General features: G+C 68.2%; 14 protein-coding genes. All 14 read right to left on the bottom strand.

The features are described 5' to 3' along the window. Positions 1-2: 2 nt before the first annotated feature. The 14 genes from galE to epsG all read right to left on the bottom strand — a co-directional run bounded on the left by galE (position 3) and on the right by epsG (position 18,190). Positions 3-1,010: a UDP-glucose 4-epimerase GalE gene (galE, locus tag ACE3TQ_RS11020; protein ID WP_374582203.1), complete on the bottom strand. Its 1,008-nt coding sequence runs from the start codon at positions 1,008-1,010 to the stop codon at positions 3-5. Continuing rightward, positions 1,007-2,233 (bottom strand): glycosyltransferase family 4 protein, encoded by a 1,227-nt coding sequence (locus tag ACE3TQ_RS11015; RefSeq protein WP_374582202.1) that lies wholly within the window; start codon positions 2,231-2,233, stop codon positions 1,007-1,009. Before ACE3TQ_RS11015 ends, galE begins: the two co-directional genes overlap by 4 nt. Continuing rightward, positions 2,217-3,527, bottom strand: coding sequence for a nucleotide sugar dehydrogenase (locus tag ACE3TQ_RS11010; RefSeq protein ID WP_374582200.1), 1,311 nt, complete (start codon positions 3,525-3,527; stop codon positions 2,217-2,219). The genes ACE3TQ_RS11015 and ACE3TQ_RS11010 overlap by 17 nt, the downstream gene beginning before the upstream one ends. Beyond that, positions 3,524-5,503 carry a heparinase II/III family protein gene (locus tag ACE3TQ_RS11005; RefSeq protein ID WP_374582199.1) on the bottom strand — a complete coding sequence of 660 codons (1,980 nt, stop codon included), beginning with the start codon at positions 5,501-5,503 and terminating at the stop codon, positions 3,524-3,526. The genes ACE3TQ_RS11010 and ACE3TQ_RS11005 overlap by 4 nt, the downstream gene beginning before the upstream one ends. Further along, positions 5,500-6,567, bottom strand: coding sequence for a glycosyltransferase family 4 protein (locus ACE3TQ_RS11000; RefSeq protein ID WP_374582198.1), 1,068 nt, complete (start codon positions 6,565-6,567; stop codon positions 5,500-5,502). Before ACE3TQ_RS11000 ends, ACE3TQ_RS11005 begins: the two co-directional genes overlap by 4 nt. Continuing rightward, positions 6,564-7,910: a phenylacetate--CoA ligase family protein gene (locus tag ACE3TQ_RS10995; RefSeq protein WP_374582196.1), complete on the bottom strand. Its 1,347-nt coding sequence runs from the start codon at positions 7,908-7,910 to the stop codon at positions 6,564-6,566. Before ACE3TQ_RS10995 ends, ACE3TQ_RS11000 begins: the two co-directional genes overlap by 4 nt. A gap of 10 nt (positions 7,911-7,920) precedes the next feature. Continuing rightward, on the bottom strand, positions 7,921-9,129 hold the full coding sequence (locus ACE3TQ_RS10990; protein ID WP_374582194.1) for a glycosyltransferase: 1,209 nt from the start codon (positions 9,127-9,129) through the stop codon (positions 7,921-7,923). Between the two features lie 3 nt (positions 9,130-9,132). Further along, positions 9,133-10,107, bottom strand: a complete 975-nt coding sequence (locus ACE3TQ_RS10985) for a hypothetical protein (RefSeq protein WP_374582192.1) — start codon at positions 10,105-10,107, stop codon at positions 9,133-9,135. Then, entirely contained in the window at positions 10,104-11,615 is a 1,512-nt protein-coding gene (locus tag ACE3TQ_RS10980; protein ID WP_374582191.1) for a hypothetical protein, read from the bottom strand. The genes ACE3TQ_RS10985 and ACE3TQ_RS10980 overlap by 4 nt, the downstream gene beginning before the upstream one ends. Positions 11,616-11,640: 25 nt before the next feature. Continuing rightward, positions 11,641-14,016: a heparinase II/III family protein gene (locus tag ACE3TQ_RS10975; RefSeq protein ID WP_374582190.1), complete on the bottom strand. Its 2,376-nt coding sequence runs from the start codon at positions 14,014-14,016 to the stop codon at positions 11,641-11,643. 149 nt (positions 14,017-14,165) lie between these two features. Next, complete coding sequence (locus ACE3TQ_RS10970) at positions 14,166-15,719, bottom strand: hypothetical protein (RefSeq protein WP_374582189.1); 1,554 nt, start codon at positions 15,717-15,719, stop codon at positions 14,166-14,168. 11 nt (positions 15,720-15,730) lie between these two features. Beyond that, positions 15,731-16,417 carry an exosortase-associated protein EpsI, B-type gene (gene epsI, locus ACE3TQ_RS10965; RefSeq protein WP_374582188.1) on the bottom strand — a complete coding sequence of 229 codons (687 nt, stop codon included), beginning with the start codon at positions 16,415-16,417 and terminating at the stop codon, positions 15,731-15,733. After that, complete coding sequence (gene xrtB / locus ACE3TQ_RS10960; RefSeq protein WP_374582187.1) at positions 16,414-17,316, bottom strand: exosortase B; 903 nt, start codon at positions 17,314-17,316, stop codon at positions 16,414-16,416. Before xrtB ends, epsI begins: the two co-directional genes overlap by 4 nt. A gap of 1 nt (position 17,317) precedes the next feature. After that, entirely contained in the window at positions 17,318-18,190 is an 873-nt protein-coding gene (gene epsG / locus ACE3TQ_RS10955) for a chain length determinant protein tyrosine kinase EpsG (RefSeq protein WP_374582186.1), read from the bottom strand. Positions 18,191-18,204 lie beyond the last annotated feature (14 nt).

The following is an 18,204-nucleotide window of genomic DNA, read 5'->3' as shown; positions in this document are numbered from 1 at the left end:
TCTTAAGCTGCGCCGTGGCCTGAGCTTTGCCAGCGCCACGCATCCGCGCACATCCTGGCGACATCATAGCGCGCCTTCCAGCCCAGCTCGCGCTCGGCCAGGCTGGGGTCGGCATAGCAGGCGGCGATGTCGCCAGCCCGCCTTGCCACAATCTTGTAAGGCACCGGCTTGCCGCTGGCGGCCTCGAAGGCGCGCACCATTTCCAGCACGCTGTTGCCGCGCCCCGTACCCAGATTGTAGGTAAACAGGCCGCTTGCCGTCGCCAGCTTGTCCAGCGTCTTCACATGGCCCTGGGCCAGGTCCACCACATGGATATAGTCGCGCACACCGGTGCCGTCCGGCGTCGGGTAGTCGCCGCCGAACACATTCAGGAACTCGCGCCGCCCCACCGCCACCTGCGCCACATACGGCAGCAGGTTGTTCGGGATGCCGTTCGGCTCCTCGCCGATCAAGCCGCTTTCGTGCGCGCCGACCGGATTGAAATAGCGCAGCAGCGCAATGCGCCAGGCCGGGTCGGCCTTGGCCGTATCGCGCAGAATGTCTTCGATCATCAGCTTGCTGTGGCCGTATGGGTTGGTGGCCGACAGCGGAAAATCCTCGGTGATCGGCACCCTGGCCGGGTCGCCATACACGGTGGCGGAAGAACTGAACACCAGGGTCTTGACGCCCGCTTCCGCCATGCATTCGAACAGCACCACGCTGCCGCCCACATTATTGTCGTAGTAGCGCAGCGGCTGCTCCACCGATTCGCCCACCGCCTTCAGGCCGGCAAAGTGGATCACCGCCTCCACTTTGTGGGTTTCAAACAGCGCCTGCATGGCGGCGCGGTTGCGGATATCGGCCTGCTGGAACGTGAAATCGCGTCCCGTGATCTGCTGCACCCGGCGCCGCACCGAGATATCGGCATTGCTCAGGTTATCCACCACCACGACTTCATGCCCGGCCGCCATCAGTTCGACCACGGTATGCGAGCCGATATAGCCCAAGCCCCCTGTTACCAGAATTTTCATTCAGCTTCCTTTGCGATCAGCGCGGGAGCGGAAAACAGGCACTCGTAAGCCGCCAGCAGCTTGGGTGCCTCGTATTCCCACTCAAGTTCATTGACGACCCGGTTGCGGCCATAGGCGCCCATGCGCGCGCGCCGCTCCGGATCGTCCAGCAATTCGACGATTTTAAGGGCCATGTCGACGGGATCGTTCTTTGCCGCGTACAGCGACGCCTCCTGCGCCGACACCCGGCCCTCGGTCAGGTCGAACTGTACTATAGGTTTGCCCAGCGCCATATACTCCATGATCTTGTTCATGGTCGATTTATCGTTCATTTCGTTGGCCACGTCCGGATTGACGCAGACATCGGCCGTATTCAGCATCTCCAGCAGCTGCTGGTCGGGCACGCGCCCGGTAAAGGTCACGTAGTCCGCCACGCCCAGCCCGCGCGCCAGGTCCTGCATCTGCGCCAGCGATGTGCCGCCGCCGACCAGGCCGAAATGCACGTCGCTGCGCCCCAGCACGTGGACGATGTGGCGCACGCTTTGCAGCAGCAGGTCAATGCCCTCCTGCGCGCCCATCACGCCGACGTAGCCCACCAGGTAGCGCCGGCCCTGCTTCAGCGCCGGCACCGGCGGCAGCACGCGCAGCCGGTCCAGCTTGGGGCCGCTGCGCACCACGTACACGCGGTCCGGGTCCATGCCGCCGCGCCCGACCGCGATGCGCTTGTACGATTCATTGGTGGCGATCGACACATCAGCGGTGCGGAAAGTCAGGCGCTCCAGCCACACCATCAGCTTGTAGAAGAAGTCGCGCCGGCCGAACTTGGCCTCGTATAGCTCGGGATTGATGTCGTGGTGGTCGAACAGGAAGCGCTTGCCCAACGCGTACTTGAAGAAGCCGCCCACCAGGAACAGCAGGTCGGGCGGATTACAGGCGTGCACCACGTCGAAGCCGTGGCGGAACAGCACCTTCCACGCCAGGCGCGAACTGTGGAACAGCGCCGCCGAGTACTCCAGCGCATAGCCCAGCGCGCCCTCCGCCTCCATCGGCAGCTTGTAGCGGTAGATATGGATGCCCTCCAGTTCCTCGTAGCGCGCCTCGCAGCCCTTGCCGGTCGGGCAGATGATCGCCACCTGGTAGCCGTTGGACTGCAAGGTCGTCGCCTCCTGCCACACGCGCCGGTCGAACGGCGAGGGCAGGTTCTCGACGATGATCAGGACCCGCCGCTTACCAGCAGATGCCATCGTACGCCCCCTCGCTCTGCTTGTCGGCGACACGCACCAGGTCCACCAGGTGCTGCCCTGGGCGCAGCAGGCCGGGCACGGCGCGGAACTCCGGTGCGCCATTGCCGATCACCACCGTGTCGGCAAACGCCAGCACCGCCTCCATCGAATCCACCATCAGGCGCGAAATGTGCGGGATGATGTTCATGATGTAGTCCTGGTTGGCGCCGGTCAGCGCCGCCAGCTTCACGTTCTTGTCGTACAGGCGCAGCTCGTAGCCCTTGCCGATCAGGTGCTCGATCACGTCCACCAGCGGCGACTCGCGCAGATCGTCGGTGCCGGCCTTGAACGAGAAGCCGAGGATGCCGACTTTCTTGCCCGGCTTTTCCATCACCATCTTCAGGCCCTTCTCCACCTGCTTGTGGTTGGAAGGCAGGATGGCGTTCAGCAGCGGCAGCTCCAGGTCCAGCTGGCGCGCCTTGTAGATCAGCGCGCGCACGTCTTTCGGCAGGCACGAGCCGCCGAAGGCGAAGCCCGGCTTCATATAGTAAGGCGAGAGATTGAGCTTGGTGTCCTTGCAGAAGATCTCCATCACCTCGTGGCCGTCGATGCCGACCGCCTTGCAGATATTCCCGATCTCGTTGGCGAAATCGACTTTCAGCGCATGCCAGGTGTTGTCGGTGTACTTCACCATCTCCGCCGTTTCGACGTCGGTGCGCACCACCGGCGCCTCCATCTGCGCGTACAGCTGCAGCAGCAGGTCGCCCGAGCGCTGGTCGGTTTCGCCGATCACGGTCTTGGGCGGATGGCGGTAATCATGCACCGCCGTCCCTTCGCGCAGGAACTCCGGGTTGCTGCACACGCCGAAGTCGACGCCGGCGCGCTTGCCCGACGCCTGCTCCAGGGTCGGGATCACCAGCGCGCGCATGGAGCCGGGCAGCATGGTGCTGCGCGCCACCACGACGTGGAAGCCCTGCTTCTCGCGCAGGGCGGCGCCGATCTGCTCGCACACCTTGCGCACTGCGCTCAGGTCCAGGTTGCCATTGAGCTGGGATGGCGTGCCCACGCACACCAGCGACATCTCGCTGTTCAGGACCGCGTCGCGCACATTGTCGGTGGCGCGCAGCTTTCCGGCCCGCACCGCGTCGGCGATCATCTCGCCGATGTCCTTCTCGATGATGGGCGTGCGGCCCTCGTTGATCAAACCGACCTTGGTGCGGTTGGGATCAACGCCGATCACCGTATGCCCGTCCGCGGCCAGGCAGCCTGCCGATACCGCGCCCACATAGCCCATGCCAAAGATGCTGATCTTCACAATGACGCTCCTTCCCATATGGCGATTTCGGTGACGATCGTGGTCGTGCCGCGGATCGTGCCGTGCCAGCGTGCGGTGACGCAGCCGGTCTTGCTGTCAAACTGGCGCGAGATCCAGCCTGCGATTGGCGCCGTACTGGCGCGGAAGAGTTGCGGGCCGGGGCCGAAGCCGCAGTGCATGCGCAGGCGCTGCCGGCGCGCGGCAACGTGCAGCGTTGGACCATCGGTTTCGGCGCGGCAGCCTTCCGCGAAATGCCAGTGCAGGGCTACCTCGTGCTCGCCAAGGCATTCTAGGATATCTTCCACTTTCACCGCGTTCCGTTTGGAATCGAAACGGATCACGCGGCGATGCATGACAGGATCGCGCAACCGCATATAGCCGTCTTGTTTTCCCTCAAACAGTTGTGTTGCTTCGTGTGCCAGCACGCTGCTGTGCGCCTTGTGCAGCCACATGAAATTGCCACCAATCTCAGACTGGTCCTTCCCGTCAACTTGCACCGTGTTATGCGCCGCCGTGCTGCGGAAATAATCGCGCCAGGCGCGCTGCGTGTGGTAGGCATAGGTACCAGGATCGACCAGCAGTTCCTCGCCGCCGGCCGACAGCGTGAACGACAGCGCGTCGGCATGGCCGTGCGCGGCAATCGACAGGTAGCCTAGCGGCGCGCAATCGACCACGATGCGCACTTCCTGCGGCGTATCGAAGTCGCGCCCCAGCAGGTAGTAGCCGCCTTGCGGAAAGGCGCGGCGCGGCGCGGCCGGCGCGGCGGCAATCGCCTGCCAGCGCACCTCGGCGCCGGCGAACAGCCAGCGGTTGCGCTCATCCAGCGCGCCGGCTTTGGCCTTGAGATCGGCGCGCCCAAACAACAAGGCACAACTGGCCAGCAGCGAGCGGTATGGCGTGCCGCCCTCGGCATCCGCGCCATCCAGGCGCAGCATGCGCGCATCATCGGCGTCGCCGAACATCGGCACATTGCCGGCGGCGTCCATCAGCGCCGCCACAAATTCCGCCATGCGTTCCAGGCGCTGCAGCCAGGCGTCGGAGAACTGCAGGCCATTGGCGCGCGCCGCCAGGTGGCACAGCAGCATCATGTCCATCACCTCGTGGTGGTAGTAGATGGCTTGTTCCTTGTTGACGCCGTCCTCATGGTTCTGCGCCAGCCCCTCCGCCTCCAGCCCGCGCTGCGCCAGGGCCTGCCAGTTGCGGCTCTCCGGCCAGCATGGCCACTGCAGGCTGGCGATGAACAGGCCCATATACTCGCCCAGCAAATGGTTGTTGGCCGACGAATGGCGCGACAGGTGGTGGCGGATGAAGTGGCAGTGCTGGTAGACGGCGCGCAGCCAGCGCTCGCGCCACGTCCCGTCGATCGCATCGCCCAGCAGTTGCCAGGCGGCGGCCCAGTTCAGCAGGCGCACCCCAAGCTCCAGCGCACTGGTCCAGTGCACGCCGTGCGGATAGGGGCACTGCTCCAGCCAGGAAAGCAGCAGGGTGCGCGCGCCGTCGGCATAGCGCCGCTCGCGCGTGGCATGCCAGGCCTGCGCCAGGGTCACCAGCTCCAGGTGGCGGCTCGGTTCCCACAGGTACTTGATATCGCCCACCAGCGCGGCATTGCGGTAGTCGATCGATGGCCCGGGCCGCATCGGCGCCTGCGTGCCGGACTTCGGGTCGCGGTTCCATTGCGGCGGAAAACCCAGCTGCACGCCGCGCAGCGCAAACACATCCCAGCGCCCCGCCAGCAATTCGTCCGCCGCCGCGCGCAAGGCCGCCACGCCGGCGCGCGCGGCACCGGACGGCGCCCACTGCGCGGCGCCGCCCAGGAATGGCGCACCGAAGCGTTCCAGCAGCGGCGGCGGCGGTTGTCGCACCAGGCCGAGGCCAAGCGCCCCGGCCTTGCGCCGCGCCAGCTGGCCCACGCGCCACGCCACCTCCGCCGCCCCCATCAGGCGCAGGCGATTCCACTTCCAGGCCAGCGCCGTCATAGCGGCGCAAATCCCAGTTCGCGGTACACCCGCTCCAGCTGCGGCAACACCGCCTGCGTGCTGAACGTCGTTTCGACCTTGTGCCGGCCGGCCGCGCCCATTTGCCGCGCCAGCGCCTCGTCCTGCAGCAGCTGGCGCAGCCGCGCCGCCAGCGCCGCCACATCGCCCGGCGCCACCAGGAAACCCTCGACCCCGTCGGCCACCGCCTCCGGGATGCCGCCCACCGTGGTCGCCAGCACCGGCACGCCGGCCGCCATCGCCTCCAGCACGCTCATCGGCATGCCTTCGTGGTAGGACGGCAAGGCGAACAGGCGCGCCAGCGCCAGCTCGCGCTGCTTACCCTCCCCGGCCACCCAGCCCAGCAGGTTCAGGTGCGCCGCAATGCCCAGCTGCCCGGCCCGCGCGCGCACCGCCTCCTGCTCGCCGTCGCCGCCCAGCCGCAGCTCCAATGCCGCCACTTGCGGCGCCACCTCGGCCGCCGCCTGCAGCAGGTCGAAACTGCCCTTCTGTGGCCCGAGGCGCGCCAGCGACAGCACCGCGCCGCGCGCGCGCCCTTCCCAGGCGCTGGCCGGCGGCAGCAGCACCGGGTTATGCACGCACACCACATGCGGATGCCCGCACATCCCCTCCACCCACTGCTTCCAGCCCGCCGACAGCACCACCACCCGCGCGCAGCGGCGGAATACATGGCGCACGAAGCGCTGGCGCAGCGGCCCGCACTCGGCGCCGTAGAACTGCGCGAAGCCGCCGCCGTGCAGGTGCAGGATGGCCGGCACCCGCGCGGCAAAGGCCAGCAGCAGGAACAGCGACTTGCGCCAGCAGCTGGCGCGCGAGGCCATATGCACATGCACCAGCCCGACCCGCCCGCGCAGCAGCAGCCAGGCGAAGGCCGCCAGCGCCGCCAGCATGGCGCTCAGCTTGCGCGCCGCGCCGCCATCGCAATGCGTCGCCAGGTAGCGCACGCCGAAGCGCCGAAGCAGGCCGGCCTCCTCGTACACGCGCACCACGGAGGCGATGCCGCCCATGGTGTCCAGTCCCGTTCCCAGCATGACGATCTGCTTCATGAGCGGCGCCCATCCTGCCATTCGTTGACCACCCAGCGGAACTTGCCGGCCGCCGTGTCGGGCAGCGCGTCGCGCCGCACGATGCTGACGCGCACCGTGGGGTCGACCAGGTGGTGGATGTTGTGCAGCAGCTTTTCCTCGTCGGCCTGCGAGAAGCCATGGTCCGGCACCAGCCGCAGTTCCCAATGCCCGGGCCCGACCTGCGCCACCTGCGACTTGCGCACATGTTCCACGCCCTTGAAGGCGAACGTCAGCACCGATGCGCTGACCTCCGAACCGTCGCCGCCGGTGATGCGGTCCTCCAGCTTGCCCGTCACCGGCTCGATCATCGGGAACGGCCGGCCGCAGGCGCAGCGCCCCGGCTTCCAGCGCGTGCGGTCGCTCAGGCGGTAGCGCACCAGCGGCATGGCCAGGTTGTGCAGCGTGGTGCCGACCACCTGGCCCACGCCGTCGGTCGGCTCGCCATGCTGGTCCAGGATTTCCACATGCGAGTAGTCGGGATTGACATGCAGCGAGCCGTACTCGCACTGCGTGGCAAAGGCCACCCGCTCCGCCATGCCGTACATGTCCATGATCTTGCCGCCCAGGTACGCGCAGATCAGTTCCTGCTGGTGCGGGTACAGCGGTTCCGAGGCGGTGAAGATCACCGGGATATCGAGCACCTGCCCGCGCCGCCGCAGGTGCTGCGCCAGCGTGTATGCAGTGGAGGGATAAGCCTGCAGCATGGCCGGCGCGAAATCGCGCAGTTTGTCGATGATGGCGCCGACGCAGCCGTCGGTCAGGTGGCGCGACGACAGCAGCAGTTGCCGGTTATAGCGGTTCTCGAACCAGAACGGCGGCTCGGTGCGCTCCAGATCCGCCACCATGTCGCCGCGCAGCGCGGCGCGCGGCATACCATCGACGAAGCCGCCCCAGGTCCAGTGGCGCTTGATGAAGGCCTGCTCCATCTGCACCGACGCCAGGCTGCGGATGACCACCAGCGGCGTGCCGGTGGTGCCGCTGGTCTTGCCCAGCGCCTGCCACGGCCGCTTGGCGCCGCCGTTCGGATACAGCGCCTGCGGGTGGTCCAGCAGGGTGGCCTTGTCGACCACCGGGAACAGTTCGCGCAGCGCTTGCCGCGCCTCGCGCGGCGTGAAGTCGCGCGTGATATTGGCGTAATACGGCAGTTTGTCGATGGCCGCCTGCAGGCTGCGGTGCAGCAGCCGGTCGCCCAGCGCCTGCAGCGCCTCCGCCTCCATCGTTTCGTGCCGCCGCAGCTTGCGCACCAGGCGCTGGCTCAGCGCATTGTCGCGCACCAGCGCCCGGCCGCCGTACAGGAACTCCTTGCGTAGTTCGGCCAGCATATCCGCCTCCTTAGTGGTTGCCCAGCACCGCCCGGTAGCGTTGCGCCACCGCCGCGCCCAGCACGCGGTAGCTGCGTTGCGTTTCGATGAAGCGCGGACCGGCCGCCGCGCGCGCGCGCGCCGCCTGCAGGTCGCGCAGGATGGCCAGCAAGGCCTCGGCCATCGCCTGCGGCGTGCTGGCCGCCAGCCAGCCGGCGTCGCTGGCGGACAGCACCGCCGCCTGGTCCGGTATGTCGTTGCCGACGCACGGCATGCCGAGCGCCAGGTACTCCAGCAGCTTGGTGGGCGAGCTCACGTCGTACAGCGCGCCGCGCGGCACATACGAGACGGCCGCCTGCGCGCCCAGCAAATACTCCCAGGCCTGCGCCGCGGGCAGCCAGCCCGTCACGTGCACCGCCTGCGCCAGCCCGCGCTCGCGCGCCGCCGCCAGCAGCGCCGCTTCGTCCTGCGCCTGCGGCGCGCCGCCGATCAGCAGCAGGCAGGCGTCGGGCTGCGCGCGCCGCACCATGGCCAGCGCCTCGAACAGGCGCTCCAGCCCGCGCGCGCGGTCCAGCGTGCCGAGGTAGGCGATCACCGGCCGCCCTTCCCAGCCCGGCCAGGCGCGCGCGGCGACGCCCTGCCCCAGCACCTCCATATCGACCCCCATCGGCACCGCGCTGACCTGCTCCGGCGCCAGCCCGCGCGCGCGCATCAGCGCCGCCATCGCCTCGCTCTGCACGAACACATGGTCGGCGCGCGGCAGCAGCACGCGGTACAGCAGCCAGCCCTCCACCGTTCCCTTCAGCAGCACCAGGCGCGCGCGCAGCGTGGGCCGGCGCGCCAGGTCGGCGCGCGCCCGTTCCACGCGGCCCTCGCTCATCAGGTAAGAGACCCAGTACAGCAGCGGGATGCCCTTCAGGCGCGCGATCAGCAGCGCCAGCAGGCCGATCGACACCATGTCGCGCACCTGCACCGCATCGCAGGCGCCGCGCCGCGCGCCGAGCAAGGCACGCAGGCACAGCCAGGCAAATGACAGCTCGCTGCGCCAGCGCGCGCCGACGCCGGCGCGGCGCACCGAGGCGAAGCCTTGCGCCGCTTCCGGCGCCGTGCTGCCCTTGCCGACCACATGGCACTGCACGCCGTGGCGCGGCAGATACTTGCCGAACAGGGTCGCCACGTCGGCGCGGAAAGTGGGCAGGGTTTCCGGCACCAGCTGCAGGATCTGGAGCGGGCGGTCCATGGCTCACCCGTGCAGGAAACGTTCGATCTCCGCGCCCGGCTCGCCGCGCCCGGCCAGCAGCAGCGCCGCCTGCCGCACGCGCTGCGCCAGTTCTTCGCGCCACGCCGGCTGCGCCAGCACGCCGGCCAGCGCGCTGCGCATGGCCTGCACATCGTCATGCGGCACGAAGCCGGGGTAGTCGGCGCCCAGGTAAGCCTCGATCGCCTCATGCCGCGTCGCCACCAGCGGCTTGCCATGGCGCAGAACACGCAGCAGCACGCTCTGGCCGCAGGCTTCGCCGGCGCCGCGCAGCGGCATGGCCACCACCGTGCTGCGCGCCAGCAGCGTTTCAAATTCCGTCTCGGGCAAGTCGCGCAGGATGCGCGTGCTGGCGCGCGCCGGTGGACGGATGCGGTTATGCTGCGACGCCACGATCACCAGCGGTTCGTCCAGCGGCTCGGCCGCCTCCAGCAACAGGTCGTAATCGCGGTTGGAGAAACCGCCGGCGAAGATGCCGCCCTCGCCTTCCTGCGGCGCGGCCCGCCCATCGAGTTCCTGCCGCCACAGGTGGCAGAACACGTCCTGCGGCGCCATGCCCACTGCCTGCACCAGGTGGCGCGCTTCGCCGGGCGAGAAGGCGATGAAGCCCAGGCCCGGCACGCGCAGCAGGCGCAGCAGGCGGTCGGCAATGCGGCGCGCGCGCTGGCCGTGGATGAAGCAGGCCATCACCAGCAGGCGCTGCGGACGCGGCAGCAGGCGCGCTTTCAACAGGGCCAGCAAGGGCAAGGCTTGCCAGCCGATCACCAGCACCCGGTCCTGGCGCGTCCACAGCCCGAAGCAGCGCCACAGGCGCGGCGAGAACATGGCGCGCACGATGGCCGCCTTGCTGCGCATGCCGGCGCCCTCCGGCCCGACCACGGTGACGCGCGCACCGCGCGCCTGCAGGTACTCGGTGATGTCGCGGTAGCTTCCTGCCTGGGATAACAGCACATGGTTCATGTCGGCTCACGCAGCAGTGGGCGTCCAATGACGCGGTTGATCAGTTTGCGGTCCATGCCATCGATCGCACCCAACAATAGCAGCGCTAGCGTAAAAACGGCGCACAGCAGCAAGCTTCCCAGCAGTGCCGCGGCCGTGCCCTGGCCCGGCACCAGCCAGGCCGCGCCCATCGCCAGCGCGGCCGCCAGCAGGGCGCGCCGCCACCAGTGCCCGCCCAGTGGCCACGGCAGCCCGCGCCGCTGCAGCCCGGCCACCACCATGCCGTTGATCACCAGCTCATTGCCGAGCAAGGCCAGCGGCACCAGCCACAGGCCAAGGCGCGCACCGGCCAGCCAGTACAGCAAGGGCAGCAGCAAGGCCGAAGCGAGCGCCGCCTGCGCCCACAGGCCGGCCAGGCCGACCGCATTGCACACCACGTTCAGGATCAGGCGATGCAGGCGCAAGGCCAGCCAGCCGCACAGCACCGCAAACAGCCAGTGGTACTCGGCGAAGCGGCCGCCGCTGGCCAGCTGCAGCACCAGGCCGCCGTACACCACGGCCACCGCCAGCATGGGCAGCAGGCTCAGCGCGCTGAACTTGAAGACGAAATGCGCCCAGCGCTGCAGTTCCGGGTAGTCGCGGTTGCCGGCGTAGGCGCCGATCATGCGCGCCCGCACTACCGAGAAAATTACCATGCCCGGCAGGTAGTTACGGATGATATCCGTCAAACGAAGCACGAATCCCAGCCCCGCCATGGCGTCCGCCGGCTGGCTGCGCGCCATCAGCAGTACCAGGCTCGAGGGGGAGTACAGGTATTCCACCACGCCGCTGGCGTAGTTGTTGACGGCCACCGCGCCCAGCTGCCGCACGCCCGGCGGCTGCCAGCCTTCGCCGGCGCTGGCGGGCAAGGCGCGCAGGGCCTGCAGCACCATGGCGCATGCCAGCGGCAGCAGCACGGCGCTGGCCAGCGCTTCGGCCGCCAGCAGCCAGCGTGCCGTCCCTTCCGGCAGCAGGAACAAGGCGGCCAGCAGCAGTGCGCTGCGCAGTATGTTCATGAACTGGATGCGGCCCTGTAAAGCCAGGGCTTCCAGCGTGTTGTCGCGCAACAGGCGCAACGCCCCCTCCAGTACCAGCAGCAGCACCAGGAGGTCGAGCAGGCGCGCCACGCCCGGCGGCACGGCAGGCGCCAGCCAGCGCGCGGCCAGCAGCATGGCGCCGCCCACCAGCGCCAGCAGCGCCAGGCGCACGCCCAGCACGCCCGCCAGCAGGCGCCCGGCGTCACGCCGCGTGCCATGCAGGCGGTACACCGGCAGGAAGCGCAGCAGCACCCAGTCCAGGCCGAAGCCGGACAGGCCCAGCAGCAGTTCCAGCGCCGCCATCGCCGTCACGTAATAGCCGAACTCGCCGGCCGGCAAGACCCGTGCCGACAGGCCCAGCACGCAGGCAGTCAGCACGGCGGCAGGCACTTTGCCTGCGAGGAAAGCGACGATGTTGCGCCGCGTTTGGGGTCCCGAGTAAGGTGCTGTCATGGCATCGCGCGGGTCCCCGGCAGGTTTATGGCAACGGCAGCGTCAGGGTCTGGCTCCCAACGGTCAGGGTACGGCTGGTGGTGCCCGTGGTCAGCGACACATTCGGCTTCTTGCAGCCGACATCGAGCAGGACCAGGAACTCCGCCTTGGCCGCGGCCGGCCGCGTGAAGGCGGCATGGTCCTCGATGCCGCTGCGCGGCGCCGGCCCATCGCGCTTGACCAGGGTGGTGCCCGGCGTGATCGAGCGCAGGCACAGCGAACGGTCGCCGTTGACGATCAGGGCGCTGCCGTCCGGCTGCGGCGCGATCGCGACGGCCGCGTGGAAGTTCCATTCAAAGGAACGCGCCACCGGCGACGCCAGCGAATCCATCACCACCGCCACATCCTGGCTGCGCAGGTACCACAGCTTGCGCCGCGCCTGCGTCAGCGCGCCCGCGTAGGCCGCCGTCGCATCGCCCTCCACGTAATCGAGCGTGGCCGAGGTCGAGAAACCGGTCAGCTTGCCGTTGCGCGCCAGGTTGATGGTATTGCCGTCCACCCGCTGCCCCACCCCGTTGTCATACGTGATGGCATTGTGCGACTTGGTCGGGCGGTACCAGCTGCCCCAGAGCGGCGAGCCATACCAGTCGTAATAGCCGGCCTCGATCAGCAGGCGCTTGCCGCCGCTGTTCAGCACGAGACTGTTCTGGTCGCCGTGGCTGTGGTTGTACGCGCCGTACGGGCTCGACTTGAAGTACAGCGAGGTGCGCTTCATGTCGGCCAGCGAGCTGTGCATGGCGGCCCAGCCCACGCTCGGGTACATCGCCGCGTTGGGCGGCGGCACCGCCGTGCTGACGGCATTGGCCGGCAGCGGGGACGGCGCCTGCAGCATGGTCAGCGGGTCCTCGATCCCCGCCATGGCGTTGAAATACCACTTCGCAGCCGGCGAGTTGAAGCGCGACGCGAAGGCTTTCAGCAAATAGGTATTGGGCACGTCCTCATGGCCGTCGCCAAACACATGGCTCGGCGTGCCAGGCGGGACGAAGTGCGCCAGGAAGCGCAGGAAGCCGTCCGACCAGGGCTTGCGGTAGACCGAGACATTGAGCGCCTGGCTCAGCGGGTCCCAGATCTGCACCGAGTAGTCGGCCGCCGCCTGGGCATAGGCGGTGCCGTTGGCGTAGCCGCCTTCCGGACCGCTCCAGGTGTACACCTGGTGCACATAATTGCGCACGGAGAAGTCGAACCAGGTCTGCGCCTGCGGTACGTCGCCCAGGTTGAGGGTGGCGATCAGGGCCAGGAAGCCGAGCGCCGTGCCGGCGTGCGAGTCGTACGGGTACTGGTCGGTGCGCACAATCCCGCTCGACAGGTCCGCGTAGATCGCCCCGGCGCGGGTGGCGATCACCGACTGCCACCTGCTGCGCCGCGTGGCGTCCAGGTCTGCCCACAGCATGTCGGTTGCCTTCGACAGCGACAGCGCAATGGCGCGCGTCGCCTGGTCCTGGTTGGCATAGCTGGTCGGCCCGGCCGGGTTGAGCGCCGCCAGTTCATCGCCGCGCTTGATCGCTTCCGCCAGGTAAGTCGGCGCCTTGGGGTCGCCCACGCGCAGGCGGTACAGCAGCGACGCCGCTTCCAGCTGATGCGTGGTGCGGTTGATGCGGGTGCGGATATCGGCGTTCTGGTTGCTGAGCGCGGTCGTCATGGTGCCACTGCTGAGCAATGGCCAGTCCGTGTCCTTGACCGGCGCCATGGCCAACCTGCCGTCGACGATCTCGGCCAGGCGCCGCACCTGGTTGCCGCGCTCGGTCACCATCGCCGTCGTCCACTTCAGGTAAGGCAGGAAACCCGGCGCCAGCATGCGCGTCCGACCGTGGCGCATCACATTGTCGCGCAAGGTGGCATTGTCCGGCACTTCGAACTTGATCGCCGTGCTGTCCAGGGTGAAGCTGCGCACGCTGGACCAGTCCTTGGCCACCGGTTCGGCCAGCGGCACCACGGCGGCGTTGGCTGCCTCTTCAATTTGTGCCAGCGTGGCGCCGGCGGCCTTGGCCTTGGCGCGCGCCGCCGCATCGGCATCGTTCATCGCCTGGGTGCGGGTGAACGGGGCCACTTTCCAGGTATAGATGCCGGCGCCGGTGAAGGCGCGCGACGGCAGCAGCCAGTTGCGCGGCACCACAGTCTTGATCGGCGCCGCCCCCGCCGGCGGTTGCACGATGACCAGGTACCAGGTCGAGGCTGTGGCGATCGGGTAGCGCGACCAGGAAAAGCCGGGCGGATTCTGCGGCTGCAGCTGCATGTAATCCGGCGCCGGACGGATCGCTTCAATATTGGTGGATACGGCCCAGTCGGCATGACTGGCCGTGGCGAAGGTGGCGAGGGCGCCCAGGACGGCGGCCCGCAGGAGGCCAGATTTAACGAATTCCATGTGATACTCTCCAGACAATTTCGTTTGCCAATCAATAACTTATGCGTCAATCAATTGGGTACAACGAAGAAAGTCTACATCACGAATTTAACAAATTCGTTTCCATGCGGAACAAATTTTGTAACAATGTGGCAGATCGATGACACATATCAGCCACTTGCGGCGCGGCCAAAGCGGCATAGCTGGACCACCGTCCCCATGCACATCATCAACAATAATTGGGCAGTCGGCTCGTCCATCAGGGAGCGGTTATAGACCAGCATGATCAGGAACAGCAGCATGGCCGCCACGCAGGTATCGGCCAGCGCGCGCTGCGCCGGTGTCCCCTCGCCTCGGCGCACGTAACGCCACGCCGCAAGCAAGGCAAACAGTAGCATGGACGCATAAACGAGAGCGCCCAATAGCCCCACGTCCCACAGCAGCACCGCGAGCGCCGTGGCATCGAGGTGCAGCGGCTGGTAGCGCTTGGCAACCTGCCCGGCGCCCAGCAGGCCGGACGGTTTGCTGGCGCCCGGCCCGTATCCGACCAGGCGGCTCGGCGTGCCCGCCTGCGGGTCGCGCGCCCACAGTGCCAGCGAGGCGGCGCGGCTGATTTCGCCGGTGCGGTAGTTGATCTGGTTGGGATCGAAGAAGTAGCCGCCGCTGCGGTCCAGCTTTTCCGCCATGCTGTGCGCCGACTGCAGATGTTTCCCCCAGTACAACTGTTCGTACACGGTGTAGGTGATGCCGACAAATGCCGCCACCAGCACCGCAAAGCCGAGGAAGGCCGCCGCGCTGCGCAGCACCTTGCGGCGCAGCACCCAGGCCAGCACCAGCGGCAGCCAGACAAAGGCCGCCTTCACCTCGCCCAGCAGGATGATGGCCAGGGCCAGCAGCACCATGGCGCCGAAGGTGCGCCCGGCCATCTGGCCGGCCTGCCAGCGCGCCCCGGCATAGCCGACCGCGACCACGGTAAACAGCACCAGCATGGCGCTGTTGCCACCGCCGCCCTGCTGCCCGCCGAAGGTGCCGACAATGGAATCGAAGGTGGTGCTGCTGGCGACGAAGAAGTGCTGGTACAGCACCACCGGCAGCTGCAGGGCGGTGACCCAGAACATCATGCGCCAGCTGGCCTCCAGGTGTCCCTCTTTCCAGCGGAACCAGTACAGCGCGAACAGCACCGAGAACATGGGCAGGACCGCTTTGAAGGCCGAGAATATCTGCGACTTCGGCACCCGGTTGAACACCAGGCTGAGCGCGAAGACCACCACAAACAGCCCGGCCGCGTAGACCACGCTGGAAGCGTCGCCCGGCTGCGCCCGCAGGCTGCGCTGGCGCTGCACCACCAGGTCCAGCAGCGCGCGGCAGAAGAACAGGATGGCCAGGCCGAACGCCAGCCAGGCGGCCGGCCGCAGGCGCAGGAAATACACCGCCGAGCCCTGCAGCACGAACGTCAGCACGAACAGGCACCAGAACATGCCGTGCAATGGCAGCACGAACAGCAGCAGCAGCGACAGCACCGCCGCGCCGACAATGGCCACCAGCGGCGGCGAATCGAGCCCGCCCACCATGCCGACAAACACCGCCAGCAGCATGAAGGGCAGCAGCAACAGCAGCGGCAGGCCCTGCGGCCGGGCCAGCCGCCCGGGCGCGGCCACGGCGGCGGAAGGGGCGGCGGCAGAGGAGCCGGCAACAGCGGCGCGGCGCAGGAACGGTAGTCGCATGGTCGCCTCCCTCAGCCCTCGAACACGCCGACCAGGCGTGTGCGCGCCGGCGCATCCATGGCCTGCAGCATGGCGCGCACGAACTCCTGCTGCAGGGCGTAGGCTGTCGCCGCATCGGCGCTGATATTCGAGACGCGCACCAGCATGCCGTCCGGCACCGTGCCGCTCAGGCCGTAGCGCAGCTCCTGCAGGCGCTGCTGCAGGCCCGGCATGGTGGCCTTGCGCCCCACGGTAATCCAGTAGGTGATCGGTTCCTGGCGCGCGCCCGCCTCGGCAAACAGGCGCTTGACCGGCAGCGTGCCGAAACCGGTGTCGAGGCGGCCCGCCGCGCCATCGCGCACGGTGAAGCCCTGCGCCGTGTAGCACACCTCCGGCTTGTGCACGCCCATATTGTCGCCCTGGTCGCCGCCATACGCGATCGACAGCATGATGCGCTCGCCGCTGCGGTTGACATAGGTGCGGCCCAGGGTCTGGTTGTAGATCTTGTCCAGCTTGGCCTGCGTGGCGGGATCGACCTGCAGCGGCATCACCCGCGTGTCGACTTCCCACTCGCCAAAGCTGCGCGGCACCATCTGCTCCAGCTGGAAGCGGCCCTGCGCATCGGCCATGCGCGCGGTCGGCGTGAGCGCCTTCGTCAGCGCCGCCGAAGAGAGCATCAGCACGGCCAGCGCCAGGCTGACCAACGTCGATTTTTTCATGCGTTGCGCCATTTGACGAACCATTGCAGGAAGGCGTCCACGCCGATGATCAGCAGCAGCGCCGTGATGAACAGGACAATCCCGGCAAAGCCGTGCAGGAAGCCCTGCCCCGCCGCATCGCCCAGGTAGTAAGTCACCAGCGACAGCGTGATCACGCGGATCACGTTGGCGGTGAAGGAAATCGGGATGATCAGGATGGCCAGCGCCACGTTGCGGAAGGCCGAGGAATGGCGCACCACGTTCAGGTAGAACAGCCCGAGCGCCTCCAGCGTGAGCAGCGTCTGCAGGCCGGCGCAGGCATCGGCCACCAGCAGCTGGTACTGCCCGACCTGCAGGATCACGCCGCTGCGCGCGATCGGGTAGCCGGCCATGAACAGCAGGTGCTCGGTGGCCCAGGACACGGCCATCTTCATCGGCATGGTCAGCATGCCGACCAGGGGCCCCGGCAAGGGCACCATGAAGGCCATGAAGAAGAACGCGAACCATTGCGCGCGCAGGGCGCCGCGCCCGCATTTCAGCAGCAGCACCGCCGCCAGCAGCAGGACGAAGGAGGCGATCTCAAACGCGATGATGCCCTGCGAGCGCCCCAGCACATAGGCCAGCAGCCCCACGCCCAGCAGCGGCCAGCCGGCGGCGGCAGGCTTGCCGTCGGCACGCGCCAGCATGGCCGGCCACTGGCGGTAGATCAGCCACAGCGCCAGCAGCAGGATGATGGGCCCATGGGCCTGCTCCTCGGTGGTCCACAGGCCGGTGAACAGGCCATGGAAAGTCGGCACGTACAGCACCGCCATGCCAAGCGCCACCGGCAGCCAGTCCGGCAGCGCGGCGCGCAGGTGGTCGCGCAATGACGCGCGCAAAGGCGTCTCGCCGGGCTGGCGGATGGCTGCCCCGGGTTCCATGTCAGAACTCCAGCAGGACCGAACCAAGTACTTCGGCGCCGGCATGGCGCACCTGCTCGCCCAGGGCGGCCACGTCGTACAGCGAACTGGCGTTCTTGTGCACCACCAGCAGCACGCCGCGCGCGCGCGCCATCACCGGCAGCGCATCGTGCGCCGTCAGCACGTCCGACGTGTCGTACAGCACGATGTCGTGCAGCGCCTCCAGCTGCGCATTGAGGCCGGTGAACGCCTTGCGCGCCAGCAGTTCCGCCGGATTGGGCGGCAAGGTGCCGGCGCCCAGCACCGCCAGCGACTCGAAGGCATCGATGCGCGCCACGGCCGCCATGGTGGCGCGTCCGGCCAGCATGTCCGACAGGCCGCTCTTGCCCGGCAGGTTGAAGATGGCGCGCTGCGCCGGATGGCGCAAATTGGCGTCCACCAGCAGCGTGTTCTGCCCCAGCTGGGAAAACACCACGGCCAGGTTGGCGGCAAACAGGCTGGCGCCGCAGCCCGGCTCAACGCCGACAATCGCCAGCGCCTTGTGGCCGCGCCCAAACCAGCGCAGCATCAGCTGGGCGCGCACGGCGCGCAGCATCTCGACCTGGCGGCTGAACGGGTCGTAGGCCGCCACCAGGTGCGGCGAAAACTGCTTGTCGCCGGCCGGCACGAAGGGATAGTCGAACTGGCGCGCCAGCGCCTGCTGGACGTCGGCCGCGCTCACCATGCCCAGCGCCTGCGCCGCTTCGCCGAAACGGATGCCGGTTTCCTCTTGCATGCGCAGCACGGTATCGGTGTTTTCCGGCGTCAGCTTGCCTGCTTCCTGCAGCAGGGCGCCGATGCTGGCATCGCCGGCGCCCAGCGGCGAGGCGGGATTGAAATGCAGGGGACTGTTCATCGCTTCCTCCATGG

The organism is Pseudoduganella sp., assembly GCF_041914865.1.
In the GTDB taxonomy this organism is placed as follows: Bacteria; Pseudomonadota; Gammaproteobacteria; order Burkholderiales; family Burkholderiaceae_D; genus Rugamonas.
Note: the sequence above shows the minus strand (reverse complement) of the source record. Positions and strands in the feature narration are given on the sequence as shown.

Coding starts and splice junctions, on each gene's coding strand:
- ACE3TQ_RS11015 (WP_374582202.1), bottom strand. CDS start 2,233: ATGGCATCTGCTGGTAAGCGGCGGGTCCTGATCATCGTCGAGAACCTG.
- epsI (WP_374582188.1), bottom strand. CDS start 16,417: ATGAAAAAATCGACGTTGGTCAGCCTGGCGCTGGCCGTGCTGATGCTC.
- ACE3TQ_RS10970 (WP_374582189.1), bottom strand. CDS start 15,719: ATGCGACTACCGTTCCTGCGCCGCGCCGCTGTTGCCGGCTCCTCTGCC.
- ACE3TQ_RS10975 (WP_374582190.1), bottom strand. CDS start 14,016: ATGGAATTCGTTAAATCTGGCCTCCTGCGGGCCGCCGTCCTGGGCGCC.
- epsG (WP_374582186.1), bottom strand. CDS start 18,190: ATGAACAGTCCCCTGCATTTCAATCCCGCCTCGCCGCTGGGCGCCGGC.
- ACE3TQ_RS10995 (WP_374582196.1), bottom strand. CDS start 7,910: ATGCTGGCCGAACTACGCAAGGAGTTCCTGTACGGCGGCCGGGCGCTG.
- ACE3TQ_RS10980 (WP_374582191.1), bottom strand. CDS start 11,615: ATGACAGCACCTTACTCGGGACCCCAAACGCGGCGCAACATCGTCGCT.
- ACE3TQ_RS10990 (WP_374582194.1), bottom strand. CDS start 9,129: ATGGACCGCCCGCTCCAGATCCTGCAGCTGGTGCCGGAAACCCTGCCC.
- xrtB (WP_374582187.1), bottom strand. CDS start 17,316: ATGGAACCCGGGGCAGCCATCCGCCAGCCCGGCGAGACGCCTTTGCGC.
- galE (WP_374582203.1), bottom strand. CDS start 1,010: ATGAAAATTCTGGTAACAGGGGGCTTGGGCTATATCGGCTCGCATACC.
- ACE3TQ_RS10985 (WP_374582192.1), bottom strand. CDS start 10,107: ATGAACCATGTGCTGTTATCCCAGGCAGGAAGCTACCGCGACATCACC.
- ACE3TQ_RS11000 (WP_374582198.1), bottom strand. CDS start 6,567: ATGAAGCAGATCGTCATGCTGGGAACGGGACTGGACACCATGGGCGGC.
- ACE3TQ_RS11005 (WP_374582199.1), bottom strand. CDS start 5,503: ATGACGGCGCTGGCCTGGAAGTGGAATCGCCTGCGCCTGATGGGGGCG.